Origin of the sequence: Mesorhizobium sp. KR9-304, from assembly GCF_040049215.1 — a bacterium.
Lineage (GTDB): Bacteria > Pseudomonadota > Alphaproteobacteria > Rhizobiales > Rhizobiaceae > Mesorhizobium_K.
Window position 1 is genome coordinate 169,583 of record NZ_JBDZDN010000004.1, and the last position, 18,530, is coordinate 188,112.

General features: G+C 64.2%; 23 protein-coding genes and 1 tRNA gene. 14 read left to right on the forward strand and 10 right to left on the reverse strand.

The features are described from left to right. Window positions 1-14: 14 nt before the first annotated feature. Window positions 15-512: an NUDIX domain-containing protein gene (locus ABLE71_RS20385; RefSeq protein WP_348785312.1), complete on the forward strand. Its 498-nt coding sequence runs from the start codon at window positions 15-17 to the stop codon at window positions 510-512. Here ABLE71_RS20385 and ABLE71_RS20390 read toward each other — a convergent pair whose 3' ends face one another. Further along, window positions 513-1,502 (reverse strand): glutathione S-transferase family protein, encoded by a 990-nt coding sequence (locus tag ABLE71_RS20390; RefSeq protein WP_348785313.1) that lies wholly within the window; start codon window positions 1,500-1,502, stop codon window positions 513-515. A 270-nt stretch (window positions 1,503-1,772) separates the two neighbouring features. Between ABLE71_RS20390 and ABLE71_RS20395 the strand changes: the two genes are divergently transcribed. The 6 genes from ABLE71_RS20395 (at window position 1,773) to ABLE71_RS20420 (ending at window position 6,949) form a co-directional block, all read left to right on the forward strand. Beyond that, the gene (locus ABLE71_RS20395) at window positions 1,773-2,309 is read left to right on the forward strand and encodes an N-acetyltransferase (RefSeq protein ID WP_348785314.1); all 537 of its coding nucleotides are present in this window, start codon (window positions 1,773-1,775) and stop codon (window positions 2,307-2,309) included. 106 nt (window positions 2,310-2,415) lie between these two features. Then, window positions 2,416-3,189: a HugZ family protein gene (locus ABLE71_RS20400; protein ID WP_348785315.1), complete on the forward strand. Its 774-nt coding sequence runs from the start codon at window positions 2,416-2,418 to the stop codon at window positions 3,187-3,189. 161 nt (window positions 3,190-3,350) lie between these two features. Continuing rightward, window positions 3,351-3,647: a metalloregulator ArsR/SmtB family transcription factor gene (locus ABLE71_RS20405; protein ID WP_348785316.1), complete on the forward strand. Its 297-nt coding sequence runs from the start codon at window positions 3,351-3,353 to the stop codon at window positions 3,645-3,647. Window positions 3,648-3,729: 82 nt separating this feature from the next. Next, window positions 3,730-3,957: a heavy metal-associated domain-containing protein gene (locus ABLE71_RS20410; RefSeq protein ID WP_348785317.1), complete on the forward strand. Its 228-nt coding sequence runs from the start codon at window positions 3,730-3,732 to the stop codon at window positions 3,955-3,957. Beyond that, a complete protein-coding gene (locus ABLE71_RS20415; RefSeq protein WP_348785318.1) occupies window positions 3,954-6,146 on the forward strand; it encodes a heavy metal translocating P-type ATPase in 2,193 nt (730 codons plus the stop codon). Before ABLE71_RS20410 ends, ABLE71_RS20415 begins: the two co-directional genes overlap by 4 nt. A 2-nt stretch (window positions 6,147-6,148) precedes the next feature. Next, entirely contained in the window at window positions 6,149-6,949 is an 801-nt protein-coding gene (locus ABLE71_RS20420; protein WP_348785319.1) for an RNA methyltransferase, read from the forward strand. Window positions 6,950-6,951: 2 nt separating this feature from the next. On the opposite strand, the gene ABLE71_RS20425 is transcribed toward ABLE71_RS20420, so the two are convergent. After that, entirely contained in the window at window positions 6,952-8,190 is a 1,239-nt protein-coding gene (locus ABLE71_RS20425) for a hypothetical protein (RefSeq protein WP_348785320.1), read from the reverse strand. Between the two features lie 214 nt (window positions 8,191-8,404). Next, the gene (locus ABLE71_RS20430) at window positions 8,405-8,986 is read right to left on the reverse strand and encodes an EipA family protein (protein WP_348785321.1); all 582 of its coding nucleotides are present in this window, start codon (window positions 8,984-8,986) and stop codon (window positions 8,405-8,407) included. Between the two features lie 291 nt (window positions 8,987-9,277). Here ABLE71_RS20430 and ABLE71_RS20435 point away from each other — a divergent pair, with 291 nt between their 5' ends. Beyond that, complete coding sequence (locus ABLE71_RS20435) at window positions 9,278-9,907, forward strand: histidine phosphotransferase family protein (protein ID WP_348785322.1); 630 nt, start codon at window positions 9,278-9,280, stop codon at window positions 9,905-9,907. A gap of 248 nt (window positions 9,908-10,155) precedes the next feature. Beyond that, on the forward strand, window positions 10,156-10,527 hold the full coding sequence (locus ABLE71_RS20440) for a response regulator (RefSeq protein WP_348785323.1): 372 nt from the start codon (window positions 10,156-10,158) through the stop codon (window positions 10,525-10,527). An 82-nt stretch (window positions 10,528-10,609) separates the two neighbouring features. Here ABLE71_RS20440 and ctrA read toward each other — a convergent pair whose 3' ends face one another. Next, window positions 10,610-11,305: a cell cycle two-component system response regulator CtrA gene (gene ctrA, locus ABLE71_RS20445; protein ID WP_348785324.1), complete on the reverse strand. Its 696-nt coding sequence runs from the start codon at window positions 11,303-11,305 to the stop codon at window positions 10,610-10,612. 432 nt (window positions 11,306-11,737) lie between these two features. On the opposite strand from ctrA, the gene ABLE71_RS20450 reads away from it, so the two are divergent. Then, the gene (locus ABLE71_RS20450; protein ID WP_348785325.1) at window positions 11,738-12,115 is read left to right on the forward strand and encodes a flagellar export protein FliJ; all 378 of its coding nucleotides are present in this window, start codon (window positions 11,738-11,740) and stop codon (window positions 12,113-12,115) included. Between the two features lie 66 nt (window positions 12,116-12,181). Further along, window positions 12,182-12,637, forward strand: a complete 456-nt coding sequence (locus ABLE71_RS20455) for a paraquat-inducible protein A (protein WP_348785326.1) — start codon at window positions 12,182-12,184, stop codon at window positions 12,635-12,637. 1 nt (window position 12,638) lies between these two features. On the opposite strand, the gene ABLE71_RS20460 is transcribed toward ABLE71_RS20455, so the two are convergent. Then, the gene (locus ABLE71_RS20460; RefSeq protein WP_111542793.1) at window positions 12,639-12,914 is read right to left on the reverse strand and encodes a DUF1153 domain-containing protein; all 276 of its coding nucleotides are present in this window, start codon (window positions 12,912-12,914) and stop codon (window positions 12,639-12,641) included. Window positions 12,915-13,173: 259 nt separating this feature from the next. Between ABLE71_RS20460 and mnmA the strand changes: the two genes are divergently transcribed. Together mnmA and ABLE71_RS20470 are read left to right on the forward strand one after the other, a co-directional pair. Beyond that, window positions 13,174-14,379, forward strand: a complete 1,206-nt coding sequence (gene mnmA / locus ABLE71_RS20465) for a tRNA 2-thiouridine(34) synthase MnmA (protein ID WP_348785327.1) — start codon at window positions 13,174-13,176, stop codon at window positions 14,377-14,379. 22 nt (window positions 14,380-14,401) lie between these two features. Continuing rightward, window positions 14,402-14,770: a YkvA family protein gene (locus ABLE71_RS20470; protein ID WP_348785328.1), complete on the forward strand. Its 369-nt coding sequence runs from the start codon at window positions 14,402-14,404 to the stop codon at window positions 14,768-14,770. Window positions 14,771-14,778: 8 nt separating this feature from the next. On the opposite strand, the gene ABLE71_RS20475 is transcribed toward ABLE71_RS20470, so the two are convergent. Further along, a complete protein-coding gene (locus ABLE71_RS20475) occupies window positions 14,779-15,732 on the reverse strand; it encodes a Gfo/Idh/MocA family oxidoreductase (RefSeq protein ID WP_348785329.1) in 954 nt (317 codons plus the stop codon). 332 nt (window positions 15,733-16,064) lie between these two features. On the opposite strand from ABLE71_RS20475, the gene ABLE71_RS20480 reads away from it, so the two are divergent. Next, window positions 16,065-16,141: transfer RNA gene (locus tag ABLE71_RS20480), tRNA-Met, on the forward strand. Here ABLE71_RS20480 and ABLE71_RS20485 read toward each other — a convergent pair. The 4 genes from ABLE71_RS20485 to ABLE71_RS20500 are packed head-to-tail and all read right to left on the reverse strand — an operon-like array spanning window position 16,098 to window position 18,451. Then, complete coding sequence (locus tag ABLE71_RS20485) at window positions 16,098-17,705, reverse strand: recombinase family protein (RefSeq protein WP_348785590.1); 1,608 nt, start codon at window positions 17,703-17,705, stop codon at window positions 16,098-16,100. The two genes, ABLE71_RS20480 and ABLE71_RS20485, sit on opposite strands and share 44 nt — an antisense overlap. Continuing rightward, window positions 17,653-17,850: a hypothetical protein gene (locus ABLE71_RS20490; RefSeq protein ID WP_348785330.1), complete on the reverse strand. Its 198-nt coding sequence runs from the start codon at window positions 17,848-17,850 to the stop codon at window positions 17,653-17,655. Before ABLE71_RS20490 ends, ABLE71_RS20485 begins: the two co-directional genes overlap by 53 nt. After that, the gene (locus ABLE71_RS20495; RefSeq protein WP_348785331.1) at window positions 17,847-18,260 is read right to left on the reverse strand and encodes a DUF4326 domain-containing protein; all 414 of its coding nucleotides are present in this window, start codon (window positions 18,258-18,260) and stop codon (window positions 17,847-17,849) included. Before ABLE71_RS20495 ends, ABLE71_RS20490 begins: the two co-directional genes overlap by 4 nt. Continuing rightward, the gene (locus ABLE71_RS20500) at window positions 18,257-18,451 is read right to left on the reverse strand and encodes a hypothetical protein (RefSeq protein ID WP_348785332.1); all 195 of its coding nucleotides are present in this window, start codon (window positions 18,449-18,451) and stop codon (window positions 18,257-18,259) included. Before ABLE71_RS20500 ends, ABLE71_RS20495 begins: the two co-directional genes overlap by 4 nt. Window positions 18,452-18,530: the final 79 nt, after the last annotated feature.

The following is an 18,530-nucleotide window of genomic DNA, read 5'->3' on the forward strand; positions in this document are numbered from 1 at the left end:
CCGGAGAGCGCCGCGTGAGGCAATCCGACGACGACCGATTTCGTCAGACGAACTGGCCCGGCCTGCGCGCCAGACTTTTTCACCTCTATTTCCGGCTGAAACGCCCGATGACTTTCGGCGTGCGCGGGCTGGTGCATGATGCCGATCAAAATTCCGTGTTCCTCATCCGGCACACCTACGTGCCTGGGTGGCAATTGCCCGGCGGGGGCGTGGAGGTCGGCGAAACGGCGATCGAGGCGCTCGAGCGCGAGTTGCTGGAGGAAGGCTGCATAGAGATTTCCGGATCTCCGGTGCTGAAATCGATTCATTTCAATCGGCTCGCCAGCCGGCGCGACCATGTCGCGTTCTATCTGATCCAGAGCTATCGCCAAGCGGCGCCGAAACTGCCCGACCGGGAGATCGCGGCAGCAGGGTTCTTCCCGCTCGACCGGCTGCCGGAAGGAACGACGCCGGCCACCCACCGGCGCATCGCCGAAATCTTCGGCAACGCTCCGGTTTCGCCGGACTGGTAGTCAAGCCGCTTCTGCCAGCCGCGCACGGTTATGCGGCGCCGAATAGTCGATCTCGGGTCCGAGCGGCACGATGCGCGTCGGATTGATCGTCGCGTGGCTGCCATAATAATGCGACTTGATGTGGTGCAGATTGACCGTCTCGGATACGCCCGGCACCTGGTAGAGGTCGCGCAGGTAGTTCGACAGGTTGGGGCAGTCGGCGATCCGCTTCAGATTGCATTTGAAGTGCCCGACATAGACGGGATCGAAGCGTGCCAGCGTCGTGAACAGCCGCCAGTCGGCCTCGGTGAGGCGATCCCCGACGAGATAACGCTGCGTTGACAGGCGCTCTTCGATCTGGCCGAGGGCGGCGAAGAGCTGCCTGAACGCCGCCTCATAGGCTTCCTGGGTCGTCGCGAAGCCAGCCCGATAGACGCCGTTGTTGATCGCGGGGTAGACGAGCGCGTTGACCCGGTCGATTTCGCCGCGCAGAGGCTCGGGATAGAAGTCGAGCGATGCATCTCCCCATGCGTCGAAGGCCGAGTTCAGCATGCGGATGATCTCGGACGACTCGTTGGAGACGATCGTCTCTTCCTTCCTGTCCCACAAAACCGGCACGGTCACCCGACCCGTGTAGGCGGGATCGGCCTTGGTGTAGATCTGGTGCAGGAAATCGAGGCCGTACAGCGTGTCGCCGGTGGCGCCGTCCTCCACAAGAAACGTCCAGCCGTCCTTGCCCATGTAATGATGCACGATCGAGACCGAGATGATATCCTTGAGCTTCTTCAGCTTGCGGAAGATCAGCGTCCGGTGCGCCCACGGGCAGGCGAGCGAGACATAGAGATGATAGCGGCCCGGCTCGGCCTTGAAGCCGCGTTTGCGCCCTTCCGCCGGCCTCCCGTCGGCGGTGACCCAGTCGCGCCATTTGGCATCCTGTCGCACGAACGCCCCGCCGGAGTCTTTCGTGTCGTACCAGCGGTCGACCCATTTGCCTTCGACCAGGAGTCCCATGGCCTGTCCTTCCTTGCTTGCCGGCCACTATCTAGTGCGGCGCGCCTGAAGCCGACAGGTGCATTGTTTGTGACTATCCGTCTCCGAAACGCATTACCCCGTATCGCGCGAAATTGGCTGAAAGCCGTAGACGCGCTGCCGAAATGATGTTAGCGGGCGCGCCATGCTCATGATCCGGATCACCCGACGACGAATGGAAGCCCGCGCCTGACGGCGCCGATGGCCCGCCGCGCCTTCGCGGCACTCCTTCCTCTTCGACCGGACGAGACCATGAACCCCGCCGACGTGACATATCTGCCGGAAACGCCGGCGCATGACGCCGAAATCGAACACATCAATGAAGAAGCCTTCGGTCCGGGACGCTTCGCGCGCGCGGCCTACAAGATCCGCGAGGGCGGCCCGCACGAGCGGGAGTTGTCCTTCGTCGCTGTCCATAGGGGCTGCGTGATCGCCTCGGTGCGCATGACCCGCATCGCCGCCGGCGAAGGCCGCGCCCTGCTGCTCGGGCCGCTGGCCGTGCGTCCCGCCTTCAAGAATCTCGGCATCGGCCGCCGGCTTGTCGCCGTCGCGCTGGAGGCCGCTGAAAAGGCCGGCGCCGCTGCCGTGATTCTCGTCGGCGACGAAGCCTACTACGGCCCACTTGGCTTCGTGCGGGTCCCGCGGGGTCAGGTCTCGATGCCGCGGCCGGTCGATCTCGACCGCATCTTGGCGGTGGAGATCGAACCCGGCGCCGTCGCGCGCTTCAAAGGCGAGGTCTGCCATGCCGATCACGCGAAGGTCCTGGACGGAGGCCTGGTCCAGCCATAGCTCGGAAAACGCGTTGCTTGCCGCATCGACACGCGCCACATTGGCTCTTGTACCGCGGAGCGGGTCACGCAATACTGGAGCATCAACATCCACTTTGGCGCGGAACATGGACGACAAGCCCAAGGACGTGATCCGCGAAACGGACGCCGAGGCGATCAGGCTCGCAAAGACGCTGATGCGCACGGCCCGTTTCGGCGCTCTCGCGGTCATCGAGCCAGGCACCGGCGCGCCGCTGGCAAGCCGGGTCGGCGTTGCGACGGACGCCGACGGCACTCCCCTGATCCTCGTTTCGCAACTCTCGGCCCATACAAAGTCGATCCTCGCCGACCCCCGCTGCTCGCTGCTGGTCGGCGAACCCGGAAAGGGCGATCCCCTCGCCCATTCGCGCGTCACGCTGGTCTGCCATGCCGCCAAGCTCGAACCAGGAACGCCCGAGCGCGCCCGCGCCGAGCGGCGCTACCTCAACCGCAATCCCAAGGCCAAGCTTTATGTCGGCCTTGGCGACTTCTCCTTTTTCCGGTTGGAGGTCGAGCGGGCCAGCCTGAACGGCGGCTTCGGCAAGGCTTATCTGCTGACCCGCGAGGACCTCATCCTCGGCGGCGCCGTTGTCGATGAACTCGCCGCATCCGAGCAACGGGCGGTGGACCACATGAACGACGATCATCTCGATTCGATCGCCAATTACGCGCGCTATTTCGCGAAGGCAGACGGCGGCGGCTGGGTGATGACCGGCATTGACGCCGACGGCTTCGATCTTGTGGCCGGCGATGAGTCGCGGCGGGTGTTTTTCCCGTCGCCGCTGAACGATGCAAGCGAAATGCGCATGGTGTTGGTCGACATGGCGAAGGAGGCACGTGCGGCTCTCGAGGCACAAACGTAAAGTTTCGCTCCTGCCGTGCATTTTGGCGTCTTGAGATTCAAGAGCATTACACTAGGTTGCATATAGTTGAGGAGCGACTCTGTCGTTTCCGACGAAAATCTGCCTTGAAATTCGGAAGTGCCGCCCTGGGCGTACGGACGAATACGACGCGTGGGGGAAGGATGGTCTCGACGAAACTTCTGGACAATGCCGAAGCCGCGGCGGAATTCCTGACCCTAATAAGCAACGAAAAGCGGCTGGCCATATTGGCCCATCTGCTCCAGGGCGAAATGACGGTCGGGACAATCGCCGACAGGGTGTCGCTCAGCCAATCGGCACTGTCGCAGCATCTCGCCAAGCTGCGCGGTCTCGATCTCGTGGAGACACGCCGCGACCGGCAGATGATCTATTATTCCTGCAATTCCGATGCCGTGAGAAGCGTGCTGCGCACACTTGACGGCATCTTCGGCGGGGCATGACTCCGGCATATTTTTGCTGAAGCCTTGACCTTCCATTGGCTGGAACCCCTATCTCCGTGAAAATCGGAACAGGGACAGCAAAATGAATATCGAACTGATAATCGACGGAATGCATTGTTCGGGCTGCGCCAACGCGGTGCGCCGGGCGCTGGCGGCCGTGCCCTCCGTGTCCGCGGTCACCGTCGATCTCGGCGCGGGCCGCGCCTCGGTCGAAGCGGAAGCCGGCATCGATCCGGCCAAACTCTTGTCGGCTGCCGAGGAAGCCGGCTACGAAGCTCGCATCGGGGCCAACCCCGCAGACCAATCATGAGCCGCATCGCACTCGACATATCCGGCATGACCTGCGCCGCCTGCTCGGCGCGCGTGGCGAAGGCGCTGTCGCGCGTCGACGGCGTCGGGGACGCCGAGGTCAACCTGGCGCTCGAGCGCGCCAACATCGAGCTAAGCGGCGATGTCACCGTCGAAAGGCTCATCGCGGCCGTCGAGAAGGCAGGCTATGGCGCAACGCTGCGCAGTTCCGACGAGGCCCGTCGGCGCGAGGCGGATACGCAACGCGAGGCCGCGCGGCTGGCCGAGGAACGGCAGACATTGCTGCGCTTCGCCGTTTCGGCGCTGCTGTCGCTTGCCTTGGTGGTCGGAACGCTGCCGATGATGGCCGGGACGGGGCATGCCTGGATCGGGCCGTGGACGCAGGCGGCTCTTGCCGCGGGCGTGATGCTTGTCTCGGGAACGCGCTTCTACGGCGAGGCGTTCAACGCGGTGCGCGGCGGCAGCGCCAATATGGCGGTGCTGGTATCGCTTGGCACGTCAGTGGCGTTTTTCGCATCGCTCATCGAGGTGATCCGGGGAAATACGCACGCTCATCTCTATTTCGAGGCGGCGGCAGTGGTGCTGACCCTCGTCATGCTCGGCAAGTATCTCGAAGCGCGCGCCAAGCGGGGTGCCGGCGCTGCCCTTGCGGCGTTGGGCAAGCTCCAGCCGGCGGAAGCCGAACTGATGACCGGCGGCAATGCACGAAAAGTGCCGGTCGAAACGCTGCGCAAGGGAGATGTCGTGCTGGTAAGACCTGGTGGTCGCTTCCCTTGCGACGGCATCATCGTCAGCGGCCGCTCCTCCGTCGACGAAGCGCTGGTGACCGGCGAGAGCCTGCCGGTCGAGCGCGGCGAAGGCGATCCGGTGCTGACCGGAACCATCAATGGCGAGGCAGCCCTGGAAGTCCGTGTCACCAGGGTGGGCGACGACACCAGGCTTGCCCGCATGGCGCGGCTAGTCGAGGAAGCGCAGACGGGCAGCGCGCCGATCCAGCGCCTGGTCGACCGCATCTCCGCGATCTTCGTGCCGATCATCCTGGTCGTTGCGGCGGCGACTTTTCTCGTTTGGTGGCTGGCGCTTGGCGATCCGGCCGAAGGGCTTGCAGCCATGATCGCGGTCCTCGTCATCGCCTGCCCCTGCGCGCTCGGCCTGGCGACGCCGACGGCGCTTGTTGCAGGCACGGGATCGGCGGCGCGCGCCGGTATTCTGATCCGAGACATCGAAACCTTGGAACGCGCCGGCGAAATCGGCATCGTTGCCTTCGACAAGACCGGCACCCTGACGGCCGGCCGGCCGGTCGCAGCCTCGGCAATCGCACTCGACGGCGATGCGTCATCGATGCTTGCCCTCGCCGCCGCGGTAGAGGCCAAAAGCGAGCACCCCCTGGGCAAGGCGCTCGTCGGTTACGCGCGGGCAGAAGGCATCGCATTCGCCGACGCCAAGGAGGTACGAGCGATCTACGGGCAGGGCCTGTCCGGGGTCGTCGGTATAGAGACGGTGGCGGTCGGCAACGAACGGCTGGCGAAGAGCCTTGGCGCGGGGGAAGCCGAGATTTTTTCGCTCACGCAGAAGCTTGGCGCCAACGGAACGCTCGTCTTCATCCTTGTCGCCGGCAAGCTTGTCGGAGGTCTGCGCTTCGCCGACCAACCCCGTCCCGAAGCAGCTGCCGCCATTGCCGATCTCCACGCCCGCGGGCTGCGGACAGCGATGCTGACCGGTGACAACGACGCTGCGGCCAAGACCATCGGCGACGCTGCTGGCGTGGACGATATCCGTGCGCAGCTTCAGCCAGAGGAGAAAGTTGCCGCGCTGAAGTCGCTTGCCGCGGAAGCGGACGCCGCCATTGCCTTCGTCGGTGACGGCGTGAATGACGGCCCGGCGCTCGCAACGGCCCGGCTCGGCATCGCTCTTTCGTCCGGCACGGATGTGGCGCGGGAGGCCGCGCCCATCACGCTGATGCGGCCCGATCTGCGCCTCGTTTCCGCCGCGCTCGACATCGCTTCCAGGACGAAGCGCACGATCCGCCAGAATCTCGGCTGGGCCTTCGTCTACAATCTGGTCGGCATCCCGCTCGCGGCCTCAGGCATGCTGTCACCCGTGCTCGCAGGGGCGGCGATGGCGTTTTCCTCGGTCTCGGTGGTCGCCAACTCGCTGCTGCTGGCGCGCTGGAAGCCGAAAAAAGGCTGAGCGTGGAAATCATCCGCATCGACGATCCGGCCGATCCACGCGTCGCGCCTTACCTTTCCATCCGCGAGCGCGATCTCGCCGGCCGGCAGGGCCGGTTCATCGCCGAGGGCAAGGTCGTGCTCAACGTGCTTTTCCAGGCGGCACGCTTCGAGGCGGAATCGGTGCTTATCCTGGAGAACAGGCTTGTGGGCATCGCGGACACGTTGCGGCTCGCGCCACCTTCCATGCCGGTCTACTCGGCGTCGCAGGCTGTGATGGACGAGATCGCCGGCTTCCACATCCACCGCGGCATCCTCGCGGTTGGACGAAAGCGCGACGCCGACGATCCCGAAACGCTGATCGCTTTGCTGCCACCGCGCGCACTGGTAATCGTGCTGGTAGGGCTCTCCAACCACGACAATGTCGGCGCGATTTTCCGCAACGCCGCCGCCTTCGGCGCCGACGCGGTGCTGCTCGACGAAACGTGCTGCGACCCGCTTTACCGCAAGGCGATCCGCGTGTCGGTCGGCGCTGCGCTGAAGGTCCCGTTCGCCGTTGCGGCCGACGCCGGCTCTATCGCCGCGCTTCTCGACAGGGCGGGTTTCGGCCAGGTCGCGCTTTCACCCTCGGGCGCATCCGACATCCGCAATGCCTCGCGGCCGGACCGGCTGGCGCTCTATCTCGGCACGGAAGGCGACGGCCTGCCCGACGCTCTGTTGTCTCGGCTCCAAACCGTCCGGATCGGCATGGCGGAAGGCTTCGACAGCCTGAACGTCGCGGCCGCCTCGGCGATCGCGCTGCATCACTTCACGTCAGGGAAATAGGGCTAGCTCGAGGCGGCGGCTTTCTGCAGCGCACGTACCTTGTCGGCGAGGCTTGAGATCTTCTTGCCGGTATCGTTGTCGGCCTCGCCATGCGGGCCAAGCGCCGCGTTGATCGGCGAGTCCGGCCCCTCCAGCGCGGCGGTGAGCTTGACCACTTCGGCCGCGAGTTCGTTCATCTGCTCGCGCAGCATCGCGCTCTGCCGCCGCTCTCCACTCCATTCCTCGGACTTCGTGCGCTCATGCACGGCGACGTCCACCTTGAGCTTGCGATTCTCGCGCGTCAGTATCTTCAGGCGCTCCTCAAGGAGGTCGCGATCGGCCGACACCTTGGCCATCAGCTTCTCAAGTTCCTTGTTCTTGGCGCCCGAGACGAAGCCGGCAAGCTGCTCCGCAAGTTCGGCCTTTTCGCTGTCGAGCTTCGCCTTCTCCCCCTGGAGGGCGGCGATCTGAACCTGCAACTCGCCTTCCGTGCCGGAGCTCGCCTTGACCGTGTCGCGCATACGGGTCACCTCGCGCTCGCTGCGGTCGATCTTTTCGTCGCGGTCGGCGATCGTCGACAGCAGCCGCTCGATCCGCGCTTCGAGTGCAAGCGCCCTCTCCTGTTCCGCCTTCAGCGCCTCGCGCGTGCCTCGGCTTTCGGCCGTGACCTCCTGGTTGCGGCGGTCTATGTCGCGGCGCTCGTTGCGCAGCGTCGCCAAATCGTGATTGAGTTTCTCGATCTCGTTCTCTCGGGCAACGAGTTCGAGCTGCCGGCTCGAGGCCGTGAAGCTGGCGTCGTCGTACATACGGCCGAGTTTCTCGATCTCCGCCGCCCTCTGCTCCAGCAAATTCTCGGCCTGGTCGAGCCTTTCGGTCAAAACCTGCAGCTCATCCTCGCGCCTCCGCAGCTCGGCACGGATCTCGCCGGCCTGGGCCTCGAGCCGCGTCAGCGCCTCGTGCCGCTCGTTGCGCTCGGTCATGAGCTGCTTCAGCTCTTCGCGATTGCGGTTTATCTCGACGATCTGGGCCGCCGCCTTCTCGCGGAAATTCTTGAAGTTGATTTCGAGACGGCGCGTCGCCATCGCGAATTCGGCGCGCATGCGGTCCTTGTCGGCCTGGATCTCGGTCAGCGTCAACGGAACGGAAGCCTCGATGCGCTTTCGCGTCAGGGCAACGGCGCGGCGCCAGACCATTGGCGCGACGATCAGGGCGATGAAGCCGGCTGACAGGAAGCCGAGGACGAAGACAAGACTGGATTGCATGTTTCTTCCGCGCGCGGCGGGCAAATACCGGCCGGAACCGCTTTTGCCACGCCGTACGGGTCGAAATCCAGTGCCGTAGTGGAAAAGTTCGGGAATTTAATGCCGGCACACCGCACGGGGATGCACTGCCGAACCGATCGCCGAACACCAGAAGGGCGGCGCACACGCCGCCCGTAGAAGTGCCCCCCGTGAAAAGCGCGAGGGGAAAGTCAGGTCAGAACGGATTCCAAGTCGGCTGCTCGGTCAGCTTCAGATAGCCGACGTTCACGCCAAGTCTGGCGCCGACGCCGGTGCGCACCGGAACGAGCAGGATATTGCCGTTCTTCAACACGTTGAAGCCGAGGCCGGCGATCACGTAGGCCGATCCGGCGACACCGGCGAAGCGGTTGTAAAGGTTGGGCACGTCGTCAAGATTGTAGACGAGGATCATCGAACGCGAGCCCTGCCCGCCGAAATCCCAGCCAAGCGATGGCCCTTGCCAGAATACTTTGTGATCGCCGGCGTTCTTCGTATAGAGCGTGCCTTCGCCGTATGTCAGGCCGCCGACGATCGCACCCGAACCTTCCTCGCCCAGCACATAGCCGTTCGGCAGGCCGTAGGAGGCGAAAATGTGCTCGACCACGCTCGCCAGTCCGCCGGAGGTCGCGCCGAAGAAGCGGTGTCCGGACTCGACGATTTCGTCGGCCGTATATTCCTGCGCCTGCGATGGCGAGGCCCAGAAAGCCAGCGTGCACGACAGTGCAAACAGCGAAACGATGATCCGGAGCGATATCCGGTCTTTCAGTCGGGAAAACATGCTTCCAAATCTCCGTCCGGGAGCCGATCCGCCGACGCCTTGCCCCGCTGCGGCTCTTCCGGCCGCCTGATGGGAATCACGGACAAACTATGCTGCATTCCTTTTCCAACTGTTAAGCACGGCGAAGATGGCGGATCGAAGGCGTGCCCCGCTGCCGGGGTCGATACCGGGCAACAGGTCGTCCCCGATTCTTGCCGCTGTCAGGCTTGGCGTATACCAATTGTGGCGGGGAAGGACGTGATTCGCATTGCGAGGCGAAGCCGGGCTGTTGATTTGAGGGACAATTAGTAGATGTCTGAACTTTTTACGCTTTCCGCGCCGGATTTGGCCGCGCTTTTGTGCAGCCGTGTTTGTCACGACATTATTTCGCCGGTGGGCGCGATCAACAATGGGCTTGAATTGCTCGATGAGGGCGGCGCCGACGCGGACGCCATGAACCTCATCCGGCAGAGCGCCAGGAACGCTTCGGCCAGGCTGCAGTTTGCCCGCATTGCCTTCGGCGCGGCCGGCTCGGCCGGCATGCAGATCGACACCGGTGACGCGGAAGCCGTCACGGTCGCATTCATGAACAATGAAAAACCGGAACTGGTCTGGAACGGTGGGCGGGCCTTGCTGCCGAAAAACCAGGTGAAGCTGCTCCTGAATCTCGTCCTGGTCGCGCTGGCCGCGATCCCGCGCGGCGGCAAGATCACCGTCACGCTGGATGACGTACACACGCAGCCGAAGTTCACATTGTCTTCCAGCGGTCCGATGTTGCGCGTACCGCCGAAATTTCTGGAACTGCATTCCGGACGCAAGCCCGAAGAGCCCATCGACGCACACTCGGTGCAACCCTACTACACGCTGCTCCTGGCGCGCGAAGCGAACATGACGATCTCGATTCACGCCAATGCCGAGGAGGTCGTGCTGACTGCCGTCTGAGGTCCGGCGCCGACAGGTTTCAGCATCGGCAAAATGCGGCCGGCCGCTTGTGCGAGCTACGCCGGCCCGTCAGAAGACTGGAGATAGTCAAGTATTGCTATAATTTCATCAAGAAAATGTCCTTGCAGGCATGCATTTCCAAAAATTTTACCTAACCGCTTTTCTGGTTGTTTACGCAAGTCGGCTACGGTCCCCCAACATGCTGGACACTGAGTTCTCCGGTGTGGCGCCATTTGAGGACCGGGGACATGAAGCGCTGCTTGTTCGTCGATGATTCGGCCGTCATCCGAAAGGTAGCCAGGCGCATCCTTGGCGGCCCGGATCTACAGATCATGGAGGCGGCGACAGGCTTCGACGCAATCGCCATCTGCGCCGGCGACATGCCGGACATCATCGTGGTGGACGGCGCGCTGCCGGACATGACCGCCGTTGAATTTATTCGTCGCGTGCGCGGCATCGACAGCCCGATCAGGCCGCAGATCGCAATCTGCCTCCCCGAGGTCGACATCGCCGCCATCATGCGCGCCAAGCGCGCCGGCGCCCAAGGCTATCTGCTGAAGCCGTTTAACCGACCCCAGTTGCTGGACCGCTTCCGCCGCTTGCAGGGTGCGGCGGCGTAAGAAAATTCAAACGTTTTCAATTGCCTAAAGCAAAAGACCCGGCAGGGCCGGGTCCAGCGTTCCTGGTTTTTCAGAAGAGCGTTCAGGCGCTTTCGCGCATGTCTTCCGGTTCGCGCAGCACATAGCCGCGGCCCCACACGGTCTCGATATAGTTCTGCCCGCCCGACGCGGCGTCGAGCTTCTTGCGCAGCTTGCAGATGAAGACATCGATGATCTTCAACTCCGGCTCGTCCATGCCGCCATAGAGATGGTTGAGGAACATTTCCTTGGTCAGCGTCGTGCCCTTGCGCAGCGAGAGCAGCTCGAGCATCTGGTATTCCTTGCCCGTCAGATGGACGCGCTGGCCGCCGACTTCGACAGTCTTGGCGTCGAGATTGACCACCAGGTCGCCGGTTGTGATGACAGATTGGGCGTGTCCCTTGGAACGGCGCACAATCGCGTGAATGCGCGCAACGAGCTCGTCCTTGTGGAACGGTTTGGTCATGTAGTCGTCGGCTCCGAAGCCGAGGCCGCGAACCTTGTCCTCGATGCCAGCCATGCCCGACAGTATGAGGATCGGGGTCTTCACTTTGGACAGGCGAAGCGTTCTCAAGACTTCATAACCCGACATGTCAGGCAAATTGAGATCAAGGAGAATGATATCGTAATCGTACAGCTTGCCCAGGTCGACGCCTTCTTCACCAAGGTCGGTGGTATAGACGTTGAAGCTTTCCGACTTGAGCATCAATTCGATGCTCTGGGCGGTTGCACTGTCGTCTTCTATCAGCAGAACGCGCATTCTATTCCCCTTTTCTGCTGCCGGACCGTCGTAAGCGGGCGCCCGGTATCGGAGCAGTCTGTGCCTGAATCAGAAGCTGCCATCGAATGGTTAACAAAACCTAATTCGACTTGGCAAGTAAAAACCGATTGTTCAGCCATTTGGTTCACTATCTTGAATCTAAAGCTGAATCGCTACACGAAGTCCTTAACGTGCCACTTTAACGGTACGGCCTAAGCCCGCCGTTAGAATGTTGTGGATTCCGAGCAGATGCGAGATCGGATTTTTACCGTGCCTTAAGTCCTGACGCGTATGATTAACAATGCGCGTAAACGAATGGTTACCGTCGGCGAAATATCTTAGGAATCTGTTTCCTATTGCGCCGATGCGGGATCGTCGGAACCGCGGGAGATTTGTGTTGAGAGGCGTCGGCGTTCCGGGGAGTTTCGGGTTATGAAGACACGTGAGAACCTCGTTCGGCTGAAACAGTTTCAGGTGAACGACAAGCGCCGGCAGCTGCTGCAGCTCGACATGATGATCGCCGAATTCGAGCGGATGGCCGGCGAGCTCGAAATCCAGATTACCGCCGAGGAGAAGAAGGCCGGCATCACCGATATCAATCATTTCGCCTATCCGACCTTCGCCAAGGCCGCGCGGCTTCGCCGCGACAACCTGAAGAACTCGCAGCACGACCTGCTGCAGCAGAGAACCGCGGCCGAATCAATACTCGCCGAAGCTGAAGCGGAGCTTTCCAAGGCCGAGGCGCTGGAATCCCGCGACGTCAAGAACCGCGAGCATGAAGTCGGCCTTCGCAGCGCCATGATCGGCTGACGCCGGCCGGCCTGCGTCCAGGCCTCACCGCTTCCGCCGGCCGACCGCTTGGGTTATGGCTCGGCGATGCACTTCGCCCTCCCTTTCAGTCTGTTCGCCGCCGGCTTGTCGCTCGGGCTCGGCCTCGTGCTGCCGCTGGTGCGCGTCGAACGCCTGTTCTTTCTGACCGACGAGCCGTCACTGCTCGCAATCGTCGCAGGGCTCTGGACGGAGCGCGAGATCCTGCTCTCGACGGTTGTGGCATTGTTTTCAATCGTTTTCCCGTGCCTGAAGCTCGGGCTGCTCAACGTCGCCGCCTATGCGGGCGCTGAAACGGCGGCCCGGATCCCGGCATGGTTCCAGGCGTTGTCGAACTGGTCGATGCTCGATGTGATGCTGGTGGCGCTGGTGATATTCGCGGCCAAGACCAGTGGCTTGGCGACGGCATTCACTCTGCCAGGCCTGTGGTTCTTCGCGGCTTCGGCCGTGCTGACGGCGCTGGCCTCGGCATTGTTGAAGCGACGGGGGCAGGAAAGGACTTAGACTAGTGCCTGTACTGCTGAATGCGCGTGGTGCGCAGTCCGGCAAGTCCGTACTCGTCGATTGACGCCTGCCAGGACAGGAATTCCTCGGTGGTGAGCTTGTAGCGCTGGCATGCCTCGTCGAGGCTGAGCAGGCCGCCGCGGACAGCCGCCACGACTTCTGCCTTCCGTCGGATGACCCAGCGCCTGGTATTTGTCGGCGGAAGGTCTGCGATGGTCAGCGGACTGCCGTCCGGGCCAATCACGTATTTGACGCGCGGTCTAATCAGATCGGTCATCGTACTCTCTACACAACCACAAACGCTACGACGCAATAATCGTCACATTAGCGCCACAGCTTTAAAAATTGCCTAAGCGTTCGCTAATGGGTAAGTAACGATCCTGAATCGACCGTTAGGGATTTCGGTTGAATTTGACGGGCCGCGCCTGTCTGCTGTGGAAATGGACCGAGAAAGCGGTCGGGTTGGCGCAAGAGCGGGGCATGACCTATATTCGCACCATTGGCATCAGCCGGTCGCGCAACGGAACCGCAATCCCATGAACAGCCTCGACCTTCCCGGACGGCCCGAAGAGACACGCATCGTCGTGGCGATGTCGGGCGGCGTCGATTCGTCGGTCGTCGCCGGCCTTCTGAAGCGCGAGGGCTACGACGTCATCGGGATGACGCTGCAGCTCTATGATCATGGCGCTGCCGTGCATCGAGCCGGCTCCTGCTGCGCCGGGCAGGACATCGCCGATGCGCGCCGGGTCGCCGAAACACTCGGCATTCCGCACTACGTGCTCAACTACGAGGAGCGCTTCCGCAAGGCGGTGATCGATCCTTTCACGGCGAGCTACGTTGCCGGCGAGACGCCGATCCCTTGCGTCTCCTGCAACCAGACCGTCAAGTTCGCCGACCTTCTGTCGACCGCACGGCAACTCGGCGCCGACGCGCTGGCCACCGGCCATTATATCCGCAGCCGTCCAGGCATCGGTTCGGGCGGTGCTCACCGCGCGCTCTATCGTCCCGTCGACGCCGAGCGCGACCAGAGCTATTTCCTTTTCGCAACCACGCAGGAACAGATCGACTACCTCAGATTTCCGCTTGGCGGCATGTCCAAGCCGGAGGTGCGAGCCATCGCGGAGGAGATGGGCCTGTCGGTCGCCGGCAAGGCCGACAGCCAGGACATCTGCTTCGTGCCGCAGGGCAAGTATTCCGATGTCATCGCCAAGCTCAGGCCTGCCGCCGCCACCCCCGGCGACATCGTCCATATCGACGGCCGCGTGCTCGGCCGCCACGACGGCATCTTGCGTTATACGATCGGCCAGCGCCGCGGCATCGGCATCGCTTCGGGCGAGCCGCTCTACGTCGTGCACCTCGATGCGGACCGCGCGCGCGTCATCGTCGGCCCTCGCGAGGCGCTTCAGACCCGCAAGATCCATCTTCGAGACGTGAACTGGCTGGGCGATTTCCCGCTTGTCGACACGCCGCCGGAAGGCATCGAGCTGTTCGCCAAGGTTCGCTCGACACGCCCGCCGCGACCGGCAACGCTCCATCGCGCCGGCGGCGCCGTCTGGATCGAACTCGGCGAGGGCGAATCCGGTATCGCGCCGGGTCAGGCCTGCGTGCTCTACAGCGCCGACGGCGACGATGCCCGCGTCTACGGCGGCGGTTTCATCGAGCGCTCGGAGCGCGGCAAGGAGGCCGAGGCCATGCTGTCCCGTCTTGCCACGTCCGAGCCGGCAAGGGTTCCCGCCGAATAGACTGGCGGCAATGCTTGGCCGGATGAAAAGCTGGGCAAGCGGCGTCAAGCGCGACGTGATTGCCTTGTTCCTCGCGGCGCGCGACCCCCGGACGCCCTGGTACGCCAAGGCGATGGCCGGCCTCGTCGCCGCCTATGCCTTGAGCCCCTTTGACCTCATTCCGGATTTCATCCCGGTCGTCGGCTATCTCGACGATCTTGTCGTCGTTCCGCTCGGTATCTGGCTCGTGGTTAGGTTGATACCTCCGGACCTCATGCAGGAATTCCGCGCGGATGCCGCGCGCATGCAAGCCAAGCCCATCAGCCACGCCGGCGCGCTCATCGTCTTCGCTCTATGGATCGTCGCCGCGGTTCTGCTTCTGCGGTGGTTCTGGCCCAGGCCGGCCACCTGAACGGCCGCCTAAACGTGGACGACGGTGCCTGCCGTCAGGATGCGCAGCACGGTGACCGCTTCCTCGCCGCTGGTACGCGGCGGTGTGCGGGTCTCGATGCAATGGAGGAAATGCTCGAGTTCGCGCGTCAGCGGCATGCCTTGCGCGACTTCGGCATAGGACGGTTCGTCGGCCGTGAAGGCCCACTGGCCGCTGTCCTGCCACACGGCATGACGGTAGACCGCAAGCTTGCGCTCCCACGGCTCGACATCGTCGAACACCGCCATCGCCTTGGTGCCGACCACCGTCAGCCGCCGCTCGCGATAGGGGTTGAGGCGCGAGGTGAAGAGGTGGCTGCGAATGCCGTTCGGAAAGCGCATGTGCAGATGGGCGAAATCGGAGAGATGGTCGAGCAGAGCCGCTCCCTCGCCGCGCACCTCGGCCGGCGCCACGCCGGTTATGGCAAGGATCATCGACAAATCGTGCGGAGCAAGATCCCAGAGCGCATCGTTTTCGGTGTGGAACTTGCCGAGGCCGAGCCGGTGCGAGTGAATATATTTGACATCGCCGAGCTCGCCGGCGTCGATCAGTTCCTTCAGCTTTTCGAAGGCCGGGTGGAAGCGCAGCACATGGCCGACCATGAAGATGCGGGATGCCTTCCGTGCCGCGGCCACCGCCCGCTCGCCATCGGCGACCGTCAGCGCGATAGGCTTCTCCACCAGCACATCCTTGCCGGCCTCTACCGCCCGGACAGCGGCATCGGCGTGGAATTGCGGCGGCAGCGCCATGACGATGGCGTCGACGTCGTCACGGGCAAACAGCGCGTCGGGATCGACCGCAAGGCAGCCCTGCTCGCTGGCAAAACCTTCCGCACGCGCCCGGTTGGCGTCGGAGACGGCATGAAGCGCGCCGAGCGCCTTCAGCGTGCGGATATGGTTCGAGCCCCAGTATCCGCATCCAAGGACAGCTATGCGCGGTTTCATCACTTGCCAGCTCAGGAAATTGTGACGGACACATAACGGCGCGCCGACGCGAACTCAAGCCGCGCGCCAAACGCCGCCCGACTGCGGACGATTTGCCGCGCGGAGCGGGGACTTTCGGCCCGGTCCGATTCGCCCGGGCAGCGCCGTGCCCAGGGGATCGCATCGGCTTCGCGCGCCGGTCCCCCGATCTCCGGCGTGTTGTCCGGTCGGGTTTCGAAGCCTGAGTTCTGGAAGCTTGACAGCTTCACCAGTCGAACCCTATATCCCGCGCGACCTTGGCGAACGCCTCGATCTGTCCGTAGTCGCGGTTCATTTCGAGACCTTGCCCTCCTGGCGGAGTAGCTCAGTTGGTTAGAGCACGGGAATCATAATCCTGGGGTCGGGGGTTCAACTCCCTCCTCCGCTACCATCGATCCCCCCCGAGAAATTGCGCGCTGCCCGGCGACCAGGCTGGTCAGGTAGCCTTCGACATCGACATGAGGCGGTTGGCCGGCCGATGTGGGGGTGACGCGGACGGCCGTCACCAGTTCCCTGACCAGGCGCTTGGCCTCGCCCGAGACGAATCCTTCGTTGGCCGCGACCTCGGCCTCCAGCCGCTCGAGGTCGCGGATGTAGCGGGAGATCAGCGCCGGCTTCAGGGTCACCACCTTCGGCGGCTCGGGCAGACGCGACAGGCGCGCCTCGAGTTCGGCGACCTCGGCGCGCAGCTGCGGCAGCCCGGCCGAGGCCTCCGCCTCGGAGATCACTCCCTTGATCAGGCAGTCGACGGTGCGCGCCAGCTCGCGCCTGGCCGCGGCAAGGCGCTGCGCCGCCTTCTCACGCGCCGCGCCCTCGCCGGAATGGAGCCGGCGGTGCTCGTCGTTGTAGCAGGCGACATAGTGGTCAAGCAGCCTGCGGTCCGCGAGGTTGCGGCGCAGCGCGTCGAGAACCGCCGCCTCGATCGGCTCGATCGCATAGGGCCTGGTGTGCGCGCAGGCCCTGGCCTCCTTGGCGCGCGTGCACATGATGCGCGTCTGGCGGCCCATCCTGTCCTTGACTGACATGCCCGCGCCGCACGCCCCGCAGCGAAGCAGGCCGGACAGCAGCCGGCCGTTCTTCGGCGCCTGCCTGCGCTCGCCGCCCGCCGCCCGCTTCCTGGCCGCCGCCGCGGCGAAAAGCTCGCGCGGCACGATCCTGAGATGTTCGGCCGCCTGTTCCTGCCACTCGGCCCGGTCGTTGACGCGCGAGATGCGGCGGCCGGTGTCCGGATCCTTGACGAAGCGCGTGCGGTTCCACACCAGCCGTCCGTCATAGGCGGCGTTCTGCAGGATGCCGCTCTCGCGGCGGCGGCTGCCGTTGATGGTGGAGCCCTGCCAGTAGTGGCCACGCGGCGGGGCGACGCCGTCGGCGTTGAGGCTGCCGGCGATGTCGCGCGGCACGCGGCCGTCGACATATTCGCTGAAGATGCGCAGCACGATCGCCGCCTCCTCCGGCACGATCGCCAGCTCGCCCGCCCGGCCGGCCACCGGCGCATAGCCATAGGCCCTGCCCCCGGCGTTGCGGCCGTCGCGCACCACGCCGGCCATGCCGCGCCTCACCTTCTGCGCGAGGTCCTGAAGATAGAGCGCTCCGACCAGCCCGCGAATGCCGATCTGGACGATGTCGGCCGTGCCGTCGTGCACCGCCCTGATCTCGACCCCGACATGGGTCAGGCGCTTGTAGATGCCCGCCAGGTCCTCCTGGTCGCGCGACAGCCGGTCGAGCGCCTCCACGACGAGAACGTCGAAGGCGCGGTCGCGGGCGGCGTCCATGACGGCGAGCAGCCCGTCGCGGCCCATGATCGAGGCGCCCGAGCGGGCGCGGTCGTCATAGACGGCGGTGACGGCGAGACCGGATTTCGCGGCATGGGCGGTGCAGAGCGCGACCTGGTCGTCGATCGACCTATCGGTCTGCAGGTCGCTCGAATACCTGGCGTATATCGCGGCGCGTTTCATTGTTCTGATCCCCGTTCGGGCCTTCGACCCTCACCGCCTCTTGCGCATGATAATCGTCGCGGGCGGCCTGGCGTGCAAGAGCCTCGACGAAGCGGGCCAGCGCGGGGTGGATGCCAGCCGGCGGCGCGACGCTGGGGCGGATCATTTCCGGTTCGCCAGTTCGAGAAGCACGTCGGCGTGGCATTGCGGATTTTTCGTTTCCCCGTTCGCGCCTTCGGCGCTCACCGCCTCATTTTTGAGCTTGCACCAGCAGGCGAGGTTCTTGCCGCGCAGCGCGGAAAAGGCCTCGGGGCGCCGCTCGGCTTCCTGGCGGAACAGCGCGACGGCGATACGCGCGCCTTCGCGATCGGCGTCGGCCGCCGTCACGGCATCGAACGGGTCGATGCCCAGCGCCGGAAAGCCGCCGTGATACCAGGTCCGCAAGACGTGGTGGGGATTGCCCCATTTGGTCGGGCGCGCGACGTTGGCGGCCGGCAGGCCGTTGGTGGCGAGCGAATGCGCCTGGAGGTTGAAGCCGGCGCGGCGGGAGAGCTGAAGGCGGACGGGGGTGATCATTCTGGCTTGTCCAGAATGAAGGTGAATTGTCCATCATTGTCGCCAGCATGGATAGTCTCGCCGCAAGCTGAGCATTCGAACCGCTCGCTTCCGGCCATATGCGTGCCCGGGATGCCATGCGCGGTGTCGTGCATGTGGCGGAACGGCCGCTTCTGACCGCAGCTGTGGCAATGCGCTTCGATGTTGCTCATGGCCCCCCTCCGCCGGCTTCGCCGGCACCTCCCCCCGCCTCGCGGCGGGTGGCGGATAGGCGCGCTTCATGCTGCCGGT

Coding starts and splice junctions, on each gene's coding strand:
- ABLE71_RS20500 (WP_348785332.1), bottom strand. CDS start 18,451: ATGAGCAACATCGAAGCGCATTGCCACAGCTGCGGTCAGAAGCGGCCG.
- ABLE71_RS20460 (WP_111542793.1), bottom strand. CDS start 12,914: ATGACCGATCTGATTAGACCGCGCGTCAAATACGTGATTGGCCCGGAC.
- ABLE71_RS20430 (WP_348785321.1), bottom strand. CDS start 8,986: ATGTTTTCCCGACTGAAAGACCGGATATCGCTCCGGATCATCGTTTCG.
- ABLE71_RS20470 (WP_348785328.1), top strand. CDS start 14,402: ATGAAAAGCTGGGCAAGCGGCGTCAAGCGCGACGTGATTGCCTTGTTC.
- ABLE71_RS20485 (WP_348785590.1), bottom strand. CDS start 17,705: ATGAAACGCGCCGCGATATACGCCAGGTATTCGAGCGACCTGCAGACC.
- ABLE71_RS20490 (WP_348785330.1), bottom strand. CDS start 17,850: ATGATCCGCCCCAGCGTCGCGCCGCCGGCTGGCATCCACCCCGCGCTG.
- mnmA (WP_348785327.1), top strand. CDS start 13,174: ATGAACAGCCTCGACCTTCCCGGACGGCCCGAAGAGACACGCATCGTC.
- ABLE71_RS20435 (WP_348785322.1), top strand. CDS start 9,278: ATGTCTGAACTTTTTACGCTTTCCGCGCCGGATTTGGCCGCGCTTTTG.
- ABLE71_RS20395 (WP_348785314.1), top strand. CDS start 1,773: ATGAACCCCGCCGACGTGACATATCTGCCGGAAACGCCGGCGCATGAC.
- ABLE71_RS20425 (WP_348785320.1), bottom strand. CDS start 8,190: ATGCAATCCAGTCTTGTCTTCGTCCTCGGCTTCCTGTCAGCCGGCTTC.
- ABLE71_RS20390 (WP_348785313.1), bottom strand. CDS start 1,502: ATGGGACTCCTGGTCGAAGGCAAATGGGTCGACCGCTGGTACGACACG.
- ABLE71_RS20415 (WP_348785318.1), top strand. CDS start 3,954: ATGAGCCGCATCGCACTCGACATATCCGGCATGACCTGCGCCGCCTGC.
- ABLE71_RS20495 (WP_348785331.1), bottom strand. CDS start 18,260: ATGATCACCCCCGTCCGCCTTCAGCTCTCCCGCCGCGCCGGCTTCAAC.
- ctrA (WP_348785324.1), bottom strand. CDS start 11,305: ATGCGCGTTCTGCTGATAGAAGACGACAGTGCAACCGCCCAGAGCATC.
- ABLE71_RS20455 (WP_348785326.1), top strand. CDS start 12,182: ATGCACTTCGCCCTCCCTTTCAGTCTGTTCGCCGCCGGCTTGTCGCTC.
- ABLE71_RS20475 (WP_348785329.1), bottom strand. CDS start 15,732: ATGAAACCGCGCATAGCTGTCCTTGGATGCGGATACTGGGGCTCGAAC.
- ABLE71_RS20400 (WP_348785315.1), top strand. CDS start 2,416: ATGGACGACAAGCCCAAGGACGTGATCCGCGAAACGGACGCCGAGGCG.
- ABLE71_RS20410 (WP_348785317.1), top strand. CDS start 3,730: ATGAATATCGAACTGATAATCGACGGAATGCATTGTTCGGGCTGCGCC.
- ABLE71_RS20440 (WP_348785323.1), top strand. CDS start 10,156: ATGAAGCGCTGCTTGTTCGTCGATGATTCGGCCGTCATCCGAAAGGTA.
- ABLE71_RS20450 (WP_348785325.1), top strand. CDS start 11,738: ATGAAGACACGTGAGAACCTCGTTCGGCTGAAACAGTTTCAGGTGAAC.
- ABLE71_RS20405 (WP_348785316.1), top strand. CDS start 3,351: ATGGTCTCGACGAAACTTCTGGACAATGCCGAAGCCGCGGCGGAATTC.